The sequence below is a fragment of the Pseudomonas sp. BNK-15 genome (assembly GCF_047456105.1).
Lineage (GTDB): Bacteria > Pseudomonadota > Gammaproteobacteria > Pseudomonadales > Pseudomonadaceae > Aquipseudomonas > Aquipseudomonas putida_E.
Window position 1 is genome coordinate 1,832,449 of the sequence record NZ_CP179898.1, and the last position, 14,259, is coordinate 1,846,707.

At 61.1% G+C, this 14,259-nt stretch carries 14 protein-coding genes; 8 read left to right on the plus strand and 6 right to left on the minus strand.

Annotation, left to right across the window (positions count from 1 at the left end):
* The first annotated feature begins 32 nt into the window (after positions 1–32).
* Positions 33–803: a MetQ/NlpA family ABC transporter substrate-binding protein gene (locus ACMGF5_RS08395; RefSeq protein ID WP_012316868.1), complete on the plus strand. Its 771-nt coding sequence runs from the start codon at positions 33–35 to the stop codon at positions 801–803.
* A gap of 96 nt (positions 804–899) precedes the next feature.
* Here ACMGF5_RS08395 and ACMGF5_RS08400 read toward each other — a convergent pair whose 3' ends face one another.
* The gene (locus ACMGF5_RS08400; RefSeq protein ID WP_174142391.1) at positions 900–2,426 is read right to left on the minus strand and encodes a PLP-dependent aminotransferase family protein; all 1,527 of its coding nucleotides are present in this window, start codon (positions 2,424–2,426) and stop codon (positions 900–902) included.
* An 89-nt stretch (positions 2,427–2,515) separates the two neighbouring features.
* Here ACMGF5_RS08400 and ACMGF5_RS08405 point away from each other — a divergent pair, with 89 nt between their 5' ends.
* Genes ACMGF5_RS08405 through ACMGF5_RS08415 form a run of 3 tightly spaced genes read left to right on the plus strand, consistent with a single transcriptional unit; the run spans position 2,516 to position 4,293 of the window.
* On the plus strand, positions 2,516–3,145 hold the full coding sequence (locus ACMGF5_RS08405; RefSeq protein WP_414157719.1) for an FMN-binding negative transcriptional regulator: 630 nt from the start codon (positions 2,516–2,518) through the stop codon (positions 3,143–3,145).
* A gap of 12 nt (positions 3,146–3,157) precedes the next feature.
* Complete coding sequence (locus tag ACMGF5_RS08410) at positions 3,158–3,604, plus strand: N-acetyltransferase family protein (RefSeq protein WP_414157720.1); 447 nt, start codon at positions 3,158–3,160, stop codon at positions 3,602–3,604.
* Between the two features lie 14 nt (positions 3,605–3,618).
* Positions 3,619–4,293: a GNAT family N-acetyltransferase gene (locus ACMGF5_RS08415; RefSeq protein WP_414157721.1), complete on the plus strand. Its 675-nt coding sequence runs from the start codon at positions 3,619–3,621 to the stop codon at positions 4,291–4,293.
* Between the two features lie 3 nt (positions 4,294–4,296).
* Here ACMGF5_RS08415 and ACMGF5_RS08420 read toward each other — a convergent pair whose 3' ends face one another.
* Positions 4,297–5,196 carry a homocysteine S-methyltransferase family protein gene (locus ACMGF5_RS08420; RefSeq protein WP_046786752.1) on the minus strand — a complete coding sequence of 300 codons (900 nt, stop codon included), beginning with the start codon at positions 5,194–5,196 and terminating at the stop codon, positions 4,297–4,299.
* Between the two features lie 106 nt (positions 5,197–5,302).
* Here ACMGF5_RS08420 and ACMGF5_RS08425 point away from each other — a divergent pair, with 106 nt between their 5' ends.
* Both ACMGF5_RS08425 and ACMGF5_RS08430 read left to right on the plus strand, forming a co-directional pair.
* Positions 5,303–6,124 (plus strand): ABC transporter substrate-binding protein, encoded by an 822-nt coding sequence (locus ACMGF5_RS08425; RefSeq protein ID WP_251962170.1) that lies wholly within the window; start codon positions 5,303–5,305, stop codon positions 6,122–6,124.
* Positions 6,121–6,942: an amino acid ABC transporter permease gene (locus ACMGF5_RS08430; protein ID WP_237859656.1), complete on the plus strand. Its 822-nt coding sequence runs from the start codon at positions 6,121–6,123 to the stop codon at positions 6,940–6,942. The genes ACMGF5_RS08425 and ACMGF5_RS08430 overlap by 4 nt, the downstream gene beginning before the upstream one ends.
* 123 nt (positions 6,943–7,065) lie before the next feature.
* On the opposite strand, the gene oadA is transcribed toward ACMGF5_RS08430, so the two are convergent.
* The gene (gene oadA / locus ACMGF5_RS08435) at positions 7,066–8,874 is read right to left on the minus strand and encodes a sodium-extruding oxaloacetate decarboxylase subunit alpha (RefSeq protein WP_046786754.1); all 1,809 of its coding nucleotides are present in this window, start codon (positions 8,872–8,874) and stop codon (positions 7,066–7,068) included.
* Between the two features lie 98 nt (positions 8,875–8,972).
* Entirely contained in the window at positions 8,973–10,388 is a 1,416-nt protein-coding gene (locus ACMGF5_RS08440) for an acetyl-CoA carboxylase biotin carboxylase subunit (protein ID WP_046786755.1), read from the minus strand.
* A gap of 205 nt (positions 10,389–10,593) precedes the next feature.
* On the opposite strand from ACMGF5_RS08440, the gene ACMGF5_RS08445 reads away from it, so the two are divergent.
* Positions 10,594–11,541 (plus strand): LysR family transcriptional regulator, encoded by a 948-nt coding sequence (locus ACMGF5_RS08445; RefSeq protein ID WP_251962185.1) that lies wholly within the window; start codon positions 10,594–10,596, stop codon positions 11,539–11,541.
* On the opposite strand, the gene ACMGF5_RS08450 is transcribed toward ACMGF5_RS08445, so the two are convergent.
* Positions 11,483–11,701 (minus strand): PA3496 family putative envelope integrity protein, encoded by a 219-nt coding sequence (locus ACMGF5_RS08450; protein WP_080952139.1) that lies wholly within the window; start codon positions 11,699–11,701, stop codon positions 11,483–11,485. The genes ACMGF5_RS08445 and ACMGF5_RS08450 overlap by 59 nt on opposite strands.
* 113 nt (positions 11,702–11,814) lie before the next feature.
* The gene (hexR, locus tag ACMGF5_RS08455; protein WP_012316879.1) at positions 11,815–12,681 is read right to left on the minus strand and encodes a transcriptional regulator HexR; all 867 of its coding nucleotides are present in this window, start codon (positions 12,679–12,681) and stop codon (positions 11,815–11,817) included.
* 103 nt (positions 12,682–12,784) lie between these two features.
* Here hexR and zwf point away from each other — a divergent pair, with 103 nt between their 5' ends.
* Positions 12,785–14,227 carry a glucose-6-phosphate dehydrogenase gene (gene zwf / locus ACMGF5_RS08460; RefSeq protein WP_046786757.1) on the plus strand — a complete coding sequence of 481 codons (1,443 nt, stop codon included), beginning with the start codon at positions 12,785–12,787 and terminating at the stop codon, positions 14,225–14,227.
* Positions 14,228–14,259: the final 32 nt, after the last annotated feature.

Below are 14,259 nucleotides of genomic sequence, written 5' to 3' on the forward strand. Positions count from 1 at the left end.
GGGGCCGTCGCGGCCCTCACAAGGAGTGATTCATGAAGAAGCTGCTTGCTGTCGCTGCCGCTGTCGCGGCGTTCTCGGCCCACGCCGGTGACCTGACTGTCGCCGCCACCCCGGTGCCGCACGCCGAAATTCTCAACTTCGTCAAACCGCAGCTGGAAAAAGAGGGTGTAAACCTGAAGGTGAAAGAGTTCACCGACTATATCCAGCCGAACGTACAAGTCGCAGAGAAGCGCCTGGATGCCAACTTCTTCCAGCACCAGCCGTACCTGGATGAGTTCAACAAGGCTAAGGGCACCAACCTGGTCAGCGTTGCCGGCGTGCACATCGAGCCGCTGGGCGTCTACTCGGCCAAGATCAAGAAGCTCGACGAACTGCCTTCCGGTGCCACCGTGGTCATCCCCAACGACGCCACCAACGGCGGCCGTGCCTTGCTGCTGCTGGACAAGGCCGGCGTGATCAAGCTCAAGGACAACAGCAATATCCTGTCGACCGTGAAGGACGTTGTCGCGAACCCGAAGAACGTGAAGTTCCGTGAGCTCGAAGCGGCCACCATCCCGCGTGTACTGACCCAGGTCGATGCTGCCCTGATCAACACCAACTACGCGCTGGAAGCCAAACTGAACCCGGAAAAAGACGCGCTGGCCATTGAAGGCAGCGACTCACCGTACGTGAACATCCTTGTTGCCCGCCCGGACAACAAGGACTCGCAAGACATGAAGAAACTGGCGGCTGCGCTGCATTCGCCTGAGGTGAAGCAGTTCATCACCGAGAAGTACAAAGGCGCTGTAGTGCCGGCGTTCTGATCAGAAATCCCCGGGCCGCTTTGCGGCCCCAGGATTTCATCGGCATGCAAAAACCGTCGGCCTGCTTTGCAGGCCTTTGGCGACACCAGGCCCCTCCTACCTCCAGGCCTTGCGCAAGCGCATCAAGGCCTCAGCAATCTCTCCCTCTGGCACCGCCGCAAACCCAAGCACCAACCCCGCGCGTTTATCCACAGGCACCTCGCTGTCCTCAAGCCAGTAACTGCTGAGCGGATTCACCTCCACACCCACCGCCTCGGCCTTGGCCACCAGTTCCTGCTCGCGTGTAAAGTTATCCACATCGACTTTCACATGCAGCCCCGCTGCCACATCCGGCATCCCCGCAAGCCCTGGCACGCCCACAGGCCACCCTGCCTTCAGCACATTGCGCCGGCTCAACGCCGCACGACGCATGCGGCGTATATGCCGCTGAAAGTGCCCCTGGGCCATGAACTCGGCCATCACGCACTGGGTTCCCACCTCGGAATGCCGCACTGCCAGCGCCCTGCCCTGGCTGAAAGCCTGCACCAACCGCGCCGGCAATACCAAATAGCCAAGGCGCAGCGCTGGGAAAGCGATCTTGCCAAAGGTACCGACGTACAGCACCCGCCCTTGCCGGTCCAAAGCCGCCAACGGCGCCAGCGGTGCTCCGTTGTAACGGTACTCGCCGTCATAGTCATCTTCGATGATCCAGCCATCCTGGCGCTCGGCCCAGGCCAGCAACGCCAAGCGCCGGGCCAGGCTCATGGTCACCCCCGTCGGGTACTGGTGCGCCGGGGTGACGTAAACCAAGCGACAGTCGCCAGCGAGGGCAAGCCTGGCGCAGTCGAGGCCCTCTTCATCTACCGGCACACCCCTCACCCGCCCGCCCGCTACTGCAAACGCATGCCCGGCGGCACGATACCCGGGGTTTTCCACAGCCACCTCATCCCCGGGCTGCAACAACAACTGTGCACAAAGACTTATTGCCTCCTGCGCACCACTGGTGATCACAATTTGTCCAGCCGTGCACGACATCCCCCTCGACCGACGTAGATACGCAGCGATCAATTCACGCAGTAACGGCTCGCCCGCCGGGTCGCCATAGCCAAGCTGCGCTGGATCGGGATTTCGCCAGAAGCCCGCTTGCAGCTTGGCCCAGACCTCAAAGGGGAACAGATCGAAGGCCGGAACACCTACCCGAAACGCCCGTGGCGGGCCAACTTTTGGGAATGGCAGATGGTTACTTTTCAGACGCTCCAAACGCTCACTGGAACGCCCACATCTGGATAAATCATCAGTGCTTTCTGAGCATTTTGTGGATAACCCTGTTGATAAGCCATGGGATAACCCTGTGGACAGTTGTGTGGATAGTTTCGGCAGATGGCAAACATAGGTGCCATCTCCAACCCGGCTTTCTATGTAGCCTTCGGCATACAGTTGGTCATAGGCACGCACCACGCTGTTGCGCGAGAGCGCGAGCATGCCCGCCAGGTCTCGTGTCGACGGCAGGCGCGTGCCGCTGCTCAAGCGCCCATCCAGCACGCGAGCGCGCAGCGCTTGATAGAGCTGCTGACTCAACCCTCGGCGTTGATCGAGGACGATCCCGGCGGGATCGAATGGCAATACCAAAGGGCGCTCGCTCATCGCATTGGACCTATCAAAATCATCACCAATGGCTCTTAACCTGAACCAATAGCCTGCCTACGATGAAGCCAATCGACAAGGATCCGCCCATGTACAACAGCAAACCGCACCAGGAACACAACCTTGAGCGCCTGCATCAACAGATGCGGGAAACCCGCCTAGCCCTGCTTGTCACCCACGGCGAGCAAGGTCTGCTGGCCAGTCACATACCCGTGTTGATCGATACCAGCGAAGGTGACTTGGGCACCGTTTACGGGCATCTGGCCCGTGCCAACCATCAGTGGCAGGCCTTGGAGCAAGGTGTAGAAGCCTTGTTGGTTTTCGCCGGCCCTGACGCTTATGTCAGCCCCGGCTATTACCCGAGCAAGCTCGACAACCCCAAGGTTGTGCCCACCTGGAACTACTTGGCGGTGCATGCCTACGGCGTCGCTGAAGTGGTGCAGGGCGGCCCCGACCTGCTGGATATCGTCAGCCGCCTGACCGACCTGCACGAGCAAGGACGCAGCGCCCCATGGAAGGTCGCCGATGCACCCAGCGATTACATCGGAGGCATGCTCCGCGCCATCGTCGGCTTCCGCCTGCCCATCGCACGCCTGCAGGGGGCACGCAAACTCAGCCAGAACCGCTCAACGCAGGACATCGAAGGCGTACGCCAAGGGTTGGCCAGCAGTACCGATCAGCTAAACAATCAACTGGCGGCGCAGATGCGCACGCCCTGAAGGAACAGCCCCATGCCCAACGTCATCCTGCGCCCCGTCAGCGCCAACGACCACGCCGCGTGGCTGCCCCTGTGGCAGGCCTACCTGCGCTTTTATCAAACCGAACTGGCCGATGAAGTCAGCGCCGTGACATGGCAACGCATCCTCGACTCGCAGGAGCCGACCCATTCGGCGCTGGCCTGGATCGACGGCAAGGCGGTAGGCATGGTCAACTGGATCTATCATCGAACCAACTGGAGCATTGCCAACGCCTGCTACCTGCAGGACCTGTACGTTGACGGTAAGCAGCGCGGCCTGGGCGTTGGCCGGCAACTGATCGAACTAGTCAGGGCCAGTGCCAAAGCGGCCGGCTGTTGCAAGGTGCACTGGCTGACACATGAAACCAACGCTACCGCCATCGGCTTGTACGAGCAGGTCGCCGAGCGACCCGGCTTCATCCAATTTCGCCAAACGCTGTGAGACGGGAGCAACGCATGAGTCAACCCAATAACTGGCAACCTGCGGCCCTGCCCCAGGCCGAGCCCCTTGAAGGGCGTTTCATCCGCCTGGAGAAGCTCGATCCGGCGCGTCATGCGGACGATCTCTGGGAGGTGCTGCAAGGTCCGCACTGCGATCCAGCACTGTGGGACTACCTGCCCTATGGCCCGTTTGCCGAGCGCGGTCCGTTCGATCAATGGCTTGCAGACAATGCCGCCAGCCGCGATCCGCTGTTTTACAGCGTCATCGACCGCAGCAGCGGCCAGGTACAAGGCATTCTGAGCCTGATGTCGATGGTGCCTGCCCACGGTCGCATCGAGATCGGCCATATTGCCTTCGGCGCAGCCATGCAACGCACCCCCAAGGGCACCGAAGCGGTATACCTGCTGGGCAAGCTCGGTTTTGAACTGGGTAATCGCCGACTGGAATGGAAGTGCAACAACGCCAATGCCCGCTCCAAGCGCGCAGCGGAGCGCTTTGGCTTCATCTACGAGGGTGTGTTCCGCAATCACATGGTGATCAAGGGCCAGAACCGCGACACGGCCTGGTACTCGATTACCGATCAAGAGTGGCCTGCAGTGGCGGCCGCTTTCGAGCGCTGGCTGAGTGCCGACAACCAGCGCCACGAGGGTCAGTCGAAAACGCTGGAAGCCTGCCGGGAGCAGGGCTGAGGCTCAGCTCAGGTTACGCTTGAGCTCAGCGATGTGCTCTGGCCCGATGCCACAGCATCCGCCGAGCAAGCTGGCGCCGCGCTGGCGCCAATCCTGGGCCCAGCTCAGGTAACCCGGCGGGTCGAGGTCTTCGCGCAGCTCATCCAGGCCATCGTTGGCGGTGGCGTCCTTGGGTTGCGGCGGGAAGGCGTTAGCGTAGGCTCCGATGGCGATATCCACACCCAGGCGCTCGAACACTTCGCGCGCAGCGTCGATGGCAGCACCTATCACTTCCGGCTGGCTGCAGTTGAACAGCATGGCTTTGACGCCCAGCGTTGCTACTGCTTCGGCAGCTGCGGTCACACTTTCACCAGAACGCAGCTGCGGTACGTCGCCGACCTCTTCATCCTGCAAGGTGAACGATACCCACAACGGCTTGCCATCTGCTGGCAACTGGCCGGCAATTGCCTGCACTTCTGCGATCGCACTCTGGGTTTCGGCCAGCCACAGATCGACATACGGTGCCAGCCCCACCACCAGTGGGAGCAATACCTCGGACACGCGCTGTGGCTCGAACAGGTCAGGGCGGTAGGAGCCGAACAGCGGAGGCAATGAGCCAGCGACTCGCACTGGCCGTGGGCTGGCATCCGCCGCAGTACGTGCCAACTGACCAGCGGTGGCGGCCAAGGCGAAGCCTTCATCAGCGAAGCGGTCTTCACCAATATGGAACGGCACCACTGCATAACTGTTGCTGGTGATCACACCAGCACCGGCTTCGATATAAGCCGCATGCACCGCCACTACGGCTTCCGGCGCTTCGCTCAGTGCAAGTGCCGACCACTCCGGCTGGCGGAACGGCGCGCCTCGGCGCTGCAGCTCCCGACCCATACCGCCATCAAGAATTTCCAACGTCCGATCGCCCATATAACTTCCGCTTATATTGATATGAATAATATTCACTGGTGGCTTTAAACTTATAACTATTAAATATCGAAATCTGATTTTTTAACAACTTTTTCCAGGTGTCTTCATGCGTTTGCCTTCCTTGATTTGCGCAGGCCTTCTGGCCCTGAGCGCCACCTCTGCAGCCTTTGCCGGTGCCACACTGGACCGCGTCGAGTCGCGCAAGGAAGTCGTCAACGTACTGATGGAGAGCTACCCGCCGTTCTCCTTCCTCAATGACCAGAACCAGCTCGACGGTTTTGACGTCGATGTGGCCAAGGCGGTCGCGGCCAAGCTCGGCGTAAAGCTGCGACTGGAAACACCCTCCTGGGATGTCATTGCTGCGGGCCGCTGGAGTGGTCGCTACGACCTGTGCATCTGTTCGATGACGCCAAGCAAGGCCCGCGCCGAGGTGTTCGACTTCCCGGTGGAGTACTACGCCTCGCCTGCGGTGATCGTGGTCAACGCCAAGGATGAGCGGATTCACACGGCCAAGGACCTCGACGGCCTCAAGGTCGGCCTGACCAGCGCTTCCAGCTATGAGAGCTACCTGAACAAGAACCTGGTAATCGAAGGCGCGGAAGACAAGAAGATCGAGTACCCCTTCGACTTCGTCCAGATTGCCCCCTATGACACCGACAACGTCGCCTTCCAGGACCTCGGCCTGGGTGCAGGCGTGCGCCTGGATGCGATCCTGACCAACTTGGTGACCGCGCAGCCACGCCTGGCCCAGGACAAGCGCTTCAAACTGGCAGGCGCGCCGCTTTACGAAGAGCCCAACTCAGTCGCCATCGAGAAAGGCGATCCAGAGTGGGACGCCAAGCTGCGGCAAGTGTTCGCCGAGCTGAAGGCCGATGGCACGCTGGCCAAGCTGTCGCAGAAGTGGATCGGCGCCGACATCAGTAAATGAGCGCCCATCAACCTGCACCCAAGCCCGTCGCCTCCGCGACGGGTTCACGCCTGTTCGGCTTTCGCACCCGTCTGTACCTGACGTGGCTGGTACTGCTGTTGCTGTTCGTGGGTTTCTTTCTCAGCTTTGATCTGAAATTCTCGATCATCGTCGAGAAGTTCCCCAACCTGGCAGGCTTCAAGCTGGGCCCCAATGGCTTCCTGCAGGGCGCTGCGCTGACCCTGTTCCTGTGCTTGTGCTCTATGGTGGTGTCGGTGCTGTTGGGCTTTGCCGCCGCCCTGGCACGGTTGTCGAAGAGTGCGCTGCTGTTCGGCGTGGCCAGCTTCTACACCTCGTTCTTCCGCGGCACGCCGCTGCTGATCCAGATCCTGTTGATCTACCTCGGCTTGCCCCAAGTAGGCCTGGTGCCAGGTGCAATCGCAGCGGGCATCATCGCCCTGTCGCTAAACTATGGCGCTTACCTGAGCGAAATCTTCCGAGCCGGCATCATTGGCGTTGCCGTGGGCCAGCGCCAGGCAGCGCTCGCCCTGGGCATGCGCCCGGTGGCGATCTTCTGGCACATCACCCTGCCCCAGGCCATGCGCACCATCATCCCGCCGAGCGCCAACCAGTTCATCTCGATGCTCAAGGACTCGTCCCTGATTTCGGTGATGGGTGTCTGGGAAGTGATGTTCCTGGCCCAGTCGTATGGGCGCTCAAGCTATCGCTACCTGGAGATGCTGACGACAGCTGCAGTGATCTACTGGGTGCTGTCGATCCTGCTCGAACTGGCCCAGGCCAGGCTGGAGCGGCATTTTGGCAAGGGCTATCAGCGCTAGGTCCAGCGCAACCGAGGGGTATTTGAGCTAGCGCCGCCCGCATCGCAAGGGGCCTGACAACCACCCAAAAAAAGGGGAGCATCCGCTCCCCAGAGGTTAACCGCTTGTAGATGAGGGCTTATGTCAGCCCTCGATCTCGATCAGGATCTCACCCGGCGTCACGCGATCGCCCTTGGCCACGTGGATGGCAACGACCTTGCCGGCGATGGCCGCCTGCACTTCGGTTTCCATCTTCATCGCTTCGGTGATCAGCACTGCCTGGCCGGCCTTGACTGTGTCGCCTTCCTTGACCAGCACATCGACGATGTTGCCCGGCATGGTAGTGCTGACGTGGCCTGGCGCGCTGGCCTGCTTGCGCTTGCTGCTGCCGCCGCCGACAAACTCGTTGAGGGGCTCGAACACCACTTCTTCCGGCATGCCGTCGATCGACAGGTAGAAGTGGCGCTTGCCTTCGGCCTTGACGCCAACGCCGGTGATGTCGACGCGGTAGGTTTCACCGTGCACGTCGATGACGAACTCGGTCGGCACACCTTCACCCCCCGGGGCGGCGACCGCACCGGCTTCCGGGATCGGCAGCAGCGCTTCAGGGGTCAGGGTGCCGGCTTCACGCTCTTCGAGGAACTTACGGCCAATGTCCGGGAACATGGCGAAGGTAAGCACATCTTCCTCGCTGTGCGCCAAGGCGCCGATGTCGGCACGCAGTTTGGCCATTTCCGGCTTGAGAAGATCGGCCGGGCGCACATCGATCACGTCTTCGCTGCCGATCGCCTGGCGGCGCAGTTGCTCGTTGACCACGCCCGGCGCCTTGCCGTAACCGCCTTGCAGGTACAGCTTCACTTCGTTGGTGATGGTCTTGTAGCGTTCGCCGGCCAGTACGTTGAAGAACGCCTGGGTACCGACGATCTGCGAGGTCGGGGTCACCAGAGGTGGGAAGCCAAGGTCTTCGCGAACCCGCGGGATCTCGGCCAGCACTTCGTTCATGCGGTTGAGTGCGCCCTGCTCCTTGAGCTGGTTGGCAAGGTTGGAAATCATCCCGCCTGGCACCTGGTTGACCTGCACGCGGGTGTCCACCGCAGTGAACTCGCTTTCGAACTGGTGGTACTTCTTGCGCACGGCATAGAAGTACAGGCCGATTTCCTGCAGCAGTTCCAGGTCCAGACCGGTGTCGAACTCACTGCCCTTGAGCGCGGCGACCATCGATTCGGTACCTGGGTGGCTGGTCCCCCAGGCAAAGCTGGAGATGGCGGTGTCGATATGGTCAGCACCGTTTTCCACCGCCTTGAGCTGGCACATGGCGGCCAGGCCGGCAGTATCGTGGGAATGAATGAACACAGGCAGCGACTGCTCGGCCTTCAGCGCCTTGACCAGCTCGCCGGTGGCATACGGGGTCAAAAGGCCAGCCATGTCCTTGATCGCCACCGAGTCGCAACCCATGGCTTCCATCTGCTTGGCCTGGTTCACGAAGGCTTCGATGGTATGCACCGGGCTGGTGGTGTAAGCGATGGTGCCTTGGGCGTGCTTACCGGCAGCCTTCACCGCCTCGATGGCCACGCGCAGGTTACGCACGTCGTTCATTGCGTCGAAGATGCGGAACACGTCGATACCGTTGACCGCCGCCTTGGCGACGAACGCCTTGACCACATCATCGCTGTAGTGGCGGTAGCCCAGCAGGTTCTGCCCGCGCAGAAGCATCTGCAGGCGGGTATTGGGCAGCGCATTGCGCAGTTTGCGCAGGCGCTCCCACGGGTCTTCCTTGAGGAAGCGCACGCAGGCATCGAAAGTGGCGCCGCCCCACACTTCCAGCGACCAGTAGCCGACCTTGTCGAGCTTGTCGCAGATCGGCAGCATGTCTTCGGTCCGCATACGGGTAGCCAGCAGGGACTGGTGGGCGTCACGCAGGATTGTGTCGGTAACAAAGATCTTCTTGGACATTCTTATCTCCTCATGGCGACAAGCTTGAAGCTACGAGCCGCAAGAAAAAGCCGATTCGCTTCAACTTGCAGCGGGTCGCTCACAGCTTGCAGCTGCATTCATAGGCCTGCGTGGGCGGCGATGGCGGCGGCGATGGCCAGGGCCAGCTCTTCGGGTTTGCGCTTGATCGAGTAGTTGGTCAGTTCAGGGTGGCTTTCGACGAAGCTGGTGTTGAACTGGCCGCTACGGAATTCCGGATTGCGCAGGATTTCCTGGTAGTACGCGGCGGTGGTCTTCACCCCTTGCACGCGCATGTCGTCCAGGGCCCGCAGGCCACGGTCCATGGCTTCTTCCCAGGTCAACGCCCACACCACCAGTTTCAGGCACATGGAGTCATAGAACGGTGGGATGGTGTAACCGGTGTAGATCGCTGTATCGGTGCGCACACCCGGGCCGCCAGGGGCGTAGTAACGGGTGATCTTGCCGAAACTGGGCAGGAAGTTGTTCTTCGGGTCTTCAGCGTTGATGCGGAACTGCAACGCGTAGCCGCGGTGCTGAATATCTTCCTGCTTGACCGACAGCGGCAGGCCCGAGGCGATGCGGATCTGCTCGCGGACCACGTCGATACCGGTGATTTCTTCGGTGATGGTGTGCTCGACCTGCACGCGGGTGTTCATTTCCATGAAGTACACCTCGCCATCGGCGAGCAGGAACTCCACAGTACCGGCGTTCTCGTAGTTCACAGCCTTGGCTGCCCGGACCGCCAGGTCACCGATGTAGGCACGCTGTTCGGGGGTGAGCTGGGGGCTTGGGGCAATTTCGATGAGCTTCTGGTTGCGGCGCTGGATCGAGCAGTCACGCTCGAACAGGTGCACCACATTGCCGAAGCTGTCGCCCAGGATCTGCGCCTCGATGTGCTTGGGGTTGACGATGCACTTTTCCAGGAACACTTCCGCTGAACCGAAGGCCTTGGTAGCTTCGGAGATGACGCGGGGGAAGTTCTGCTCCAGCTCTTCACGGCTGTTGCACCGGCGAATGCCCCGGCCGCCACCGCCGGAGGTGGCCTTGAGCATCACTGGGTAACCGATACGCTCGCCTTCGCTCAGGGCTTCGTGGATGTCGGCAACGTTGCCTTCGGTGCCTGGGGTAACGGGCACGCCCGCCTGAATCATGGTGCGGCGCGCTTCGGTCTTGTCGCCCATGCGGCGAATGACGTCGGCGGCCGGGCCGATGAACTTGATACCGCGCTCGGCGCAGATCTCTGCCAGCTCCGCGTTTTCCGACAGGAAACCGTAGCCCGGGTGCAGGGCATCACAGCCGGTTTCCACAGCAAGATTCACCAGCTTGCGCGGGTTCAGGTAACCAGCCAGCGGCTCGGCACCAATGCTGTAGGCCTCGTCAGCGCGCTTGACGTGCAAGGCGTGACGGTCGGCGTCGGAATAGATCGCGACAGAGCGAATGCCCATCTCGGCGCAGGCACGCACGATGCGGACTGCGATTTCACCCCGGTTGGCGATCAGGATTTTTTTTATCACTGGAGTCTTCCCAAAGCCGTAGGAACAGTCGAGCCGGTTCTACCGGTCGGCGCGTGACCAAGCGTCGCTGGCCAGTCGCACATTCACCCTAGCGCTGTAGGTCGATAAACAAAAATCAATATTTGTTAGAGGCTGTATTAGCAAAAGCTTATAGTTAGGTAACAAGGTTTTACCGGAGCCTAGAATAAAAATGCGTAAGTCCTTGATGCGTATGACTTTGCGTCAGTTGCAGGTCTTCAATGAGGTGTGCGATTTGCGCTCATACAGCCGCGCCGCCGAGGAGATGGCGCTGACGCAACCCGCCGTTAGTCTACAAATTCGTCAGCTGGAAGAGCTGGTAGGGCAGCCGCTGTTCGAATACGTCGGCAAGAAACTTTACCTGACCGAAGCCGCCGAGGCGCTGCAGCGCGCCAGCCGGGACATCTTCGGGCGCCTGGAAAGCCTCGACATGCAGCTTTCCGACATGCAGGGCTCACTGCAAGGGCAACTGAAACTGGCGATCGAATCCAGCGCCAAATACTTCGTCCCACACCTGTTCGCCGCCTTCAAGCAACGTCACCCGGAGGTCAACCTGACCCTTACCGTGGTCAACCGCGCCCAGGCGATTCGGCGCCTTTCCGACAACCGCGACGACCTGATCATCATGTCCATGGTGCCGCAGGACATGGGCCTGGAGTTCCTGCCGTTTCTCAACAACCCGATCATCGCCGTGGCGCCGCCGGACCATGCGTTGTGCAAACTGGAGCAGTTGCGCCTGCAGGACCTGGAGCCTCATACACTGCTGGTCCGTGAACAGGGCTCAGGGACGCGCAAAGCCTGCGAGGAGTACTTCAAGGACAAGCGTGTGCACTTCACCCAGACGCTGGAGGTAGCGTCGGCCGATGCCCAGCGCGAATGCGTCATCGCCGGCCTTGGTATCGGCCTGCTGACCCGCCATGCAGTGAACATGGAGCTGGCCATGGGCGTGCTCAAGGAATTGCCAGTGGAGGAACTACCGCTGTACCGCAGCTGGTGTGTGGTGCAGGCCAAGGCCAAGCGGCAGTCACCGGTAGCCTTGGCCTTTCTGGCTTTCATTCGCAGCGAACGTGCGCTGATCAGCGCGCTTGTTGAGCGCTTTTCGGGGAAGCTGCCGCTGAAGTCTGCCACACCGTGAGGGCTTGCAGCTCCGGGTAGTCTGCAAGGTCGCGCAGCAGTTGACGTTGGTCGCAGTAGCTTTCGATCGCACGGCGGTACTCCATGCGGCGCTGATCTTTTTCCTGCTGTTTGCGAGCCTTGGCGCTAGGTAGGTAAGAGCCATCGAAATCACGAGCCATGCCTGTCTCCCTGATCGAGTGCGGGGAGTTTCAGACTGGCTCGAGCGCTTTACCGTTTTGCTGAGGATTGGTGACAAATCGATGAAATTTGCAGATTCTTCCGCAATTGCCGATCAGTCATCCATCGCCTTGATCGACTTGGGCGACAACCGCAGGCTGCGCAAGCTGCGCTTCACACTCTTGAGGTGATTGACCAGGCTCGGCCCACGGGCCATGGCCACGCCCATGGCCAGCACATCGATCACTACCAGGTGGGCGATACGCGAGGTCAGCGGGGTGTAGATTTCAGTGTCTTCGTGCACATCGATCGCCAGGTTGACGGTCGAAAGCTCGGCCAGTGGGGTCTGGCTGGGGCACAGGGTGATCAGGTTGGCGCCGCTCTCACGCACCAGGTTGGCGGTGATCAAAAGGTCCTTGGAGCGCCCGGACTGGGAAATGCATACCGCCACGTCGCCTGGCTTGAGGGTGACCGCCGACATGGCCTGCATGTGCGGGTCGGAGTACGCGGCGGCACTGAGCAACAGGCGGAAAAACTTGTGCTGCGCGTCTGCAGCAACCGCGCCGGATGCACCAAAGCCATAGAACTCCACACGTTGCGCCTGCGCCATGGCACTCACCGCCTGTTGCAACGCGTGCGGGTCAAGGTGCTCGCGCACTTCCATCAGGGTGTGCAAGGTAGTGTCGAAAATCTTCAGGCTGTAATCGGCAACCGAGTCGTCCTCATGGATGGCGAACTGCCCGAAGCTGGCGCCGGCAGCCAGGCTCTGCGCCAGCTTGAGCTTGAGGTCCTGAAAACCTGAACAGCCGATCGCCCGGCAGAACCGCACGATGGTCGGCTCGCTGATACCCACGCTGTGTGCAAGGTCCGCCATCGAGCTGTGCATGACGGCAGCCGGGTCCAGCAGCACGTGGTCGGCCACTTTCAGTTCCGATTTGCGCAGCAGGTGGCGCGATTGGGCGATATGTTGCAACAGATTCACGGGCTGGACTCGGTTATGATCGGCTGGCCGGGATGTAGCTTTCTTGTAGTTATACTACATGGACGCCAACCCGCCCAGTTAAACGAACGTGGAGAGTGGTGGTTTGACTATTCCTTGCGACATTCTGGTGTTCGGCGGCACTGGCGATCTGGCCCTGCACAAACTGCTGCCGGCGCTCTATCACCTGTATCGCGAGGCACGCCTGAACATTGCCGTGCGCATCATTGCCCTGGCCCGGCGCAACCTGTCGCGCAATGAGTACCTGAAGCTCGCCGAACGCCATTGCCGAGTGCAGATCGCCCGGAGTGATTTCGACGAAGAAGTGTGGCAACGCTTTTGCGCACGCCTGGACTACTTTCCCATGGACGCCGCGCAAAGTGCCGACTTCGGGCGCCTGGCGCGCTACCTCGGCGAGCCTGGCGGGCTGACCCGCATCTATTACCTGGCCACCGCGCCCAATCTGTTCGTGCCGATTGCCAACCACCTACGGGTGGCGGGCCTGGCCGACCATGAGGCGCGTATCGTGCTGGAAAAGCCGATTGGCCATTCGCTGGAGTCGGCCACCGCCATCAACGAAGCGATCGGCGCGGTGTTCGAGGAATCTCAGGTGTTTCGCATCGACCACTACCTGGGCAAGGAGACCGTGCAGAACCTCATGGCTCTGCGTTTCGCCAATGCGCTGCTTGAACCGGTGTGGCGCAACGGGCAGGTCGATCATGTGCAGATCAGCGTCTGTGAAACCCTCGGTGTAGAAAACCGGGGCGGCTACTACGATCGGTCCGGGGCCACCCGCGACATGCTGCAGAACCACCTGCTGCAGCTGCTGTGCCTGGTAGCCATGGAGCCGCCTGCGCAGTTCGAGGCCGAGGCGGTACGCGACGAGAAGGTCAAGATTCTGCGCGCCCTCAAGCCAATCACCGGCCAGGACGTTCAGGACAAGACCGTGCGCGGTCAGTACGGTGCCGGGCACATCGGCGGCCAGGAAGTGCCCGCCTACTACTTCGAGAAGGACGTGGACAATGACAGCGACACCGAAACCTTCGTCGCCGTCCACGCCCACATCGACAATTGGCGCTGGGCTGGCGTGCCTTTCTATCTGCGCACCGGCAAACGCATGGCACGACGCTCGTCGCAGATCGTCATCCAGTTCAAGCCCGTCCCCCATGAGCTGTTCAACGGTGGCCAGGTCAACCAGCTGTTGATCCGGCTACAGCCCGACGAGCGCATCAGCTTGCGCATGATGACCAAAAGCCCCGGCAAAGGCATGCGCCTGGAGCCGGTGGACCTTGACCTCAACCTGGCGCAGGTGTTCGGCCAGACGCGTCGCTGGGAAGCCTATGAACGCCTGCTGCTGGACGTGCTGGAAGGTGATTCGACGCTGTTCATGCGGCGTGACGAGGTGGAAGCCGCCTGGGCTTGGGTCGACCCGATCATCAAGGGTTGGGAGGAGCATTTTCAGGCCCCCCGCCATTATGCGGCCGGCAGCAATGGCCCCGACCAGGCCAACAGCCTGTTGGCCAGGCACGGCAGGCACTGGCATGGCTGAAGAGGTACGCCACGCAACGATGGGCGGCGGCG

Coding starts and splice junctions, on each gene's coding strand:
- ACMGF5_RS08410 (WP_414157720.1), top strand. CDS start 3,158: ATGCCCAACGTCATCCTGCGCCCCGTCAGCGCCAACGACCACGCCGCG.
- ACMGF5_RS08430 (WP_237859656.1), top strand. CDS start 6,121: ATGAGCGCCCATCAACCTGCACCCAAGCCCGTCGCCTCCGCGACGGGT.
- ACMGF5_RS08425 (WP_251962170.1), top strand. CDS start 5,303: ATGCGTTTGCCTTCCTTGATTTGCGCAGGCCTTCTGGCCCTGAGCGCC.
- ACMGF5_RS08400 (WP_174142391.1), bottom strand. CDS start 2,426: ATGAGCGAGCGCCCTTTGGTATTGCCATTCGATCCCGCCGGGATCGTC.
- oadA (WP_046786754.1), bottom strand. CDS start 8,874: ATGTCCAAGAAGATCTTTGTTACCGACACAATCCTGCGTGACGCCCAC.
- ACMGF5_RS08420 (WP_046786752.1), bottom strand. CDS start 5,196: ATGGGCGATCGGACGTTGGAAATTCTTGATGGCGGTATGGGTCGGGAG.
- ACMGF5_RS08405 (WP_414157719.1), top strand. CDS start 2,516: ATGTACAACAGCAAACCGCACCAGGAACACAACCTTGAGCGCCTGCAT.
- ACMGF5_RS08450 (WP_080952139.1), bottom strand. CDS start 11,701: ATGGCTCGTGATTTCGATGGCTCTTACCTACCTAGCGCCAAGGCTCGC.
- ACMGF5_RS08445 (WP_251962185.1), top strand. CDS start 10,594: ATGCGTATGACTTTGCGTCAGTTGCAGGTCTTCAATGAGGTGTGCGAT.
- ACMGF5_RS08395 (WP_012316868.1), top strand. CDS start 33: ATGAAGAAGCTGCTTGCTGTCGCTGCCGCTGTCGCGGCGTTCTCGGCC.
- ACMGF5_RS08415 (WP_414157721.1), top strand. CDS start 3,619: ATGAGTCAACCCAATAACTGGCAACCTGCGGCCCTGCCCCAGGCCGAG.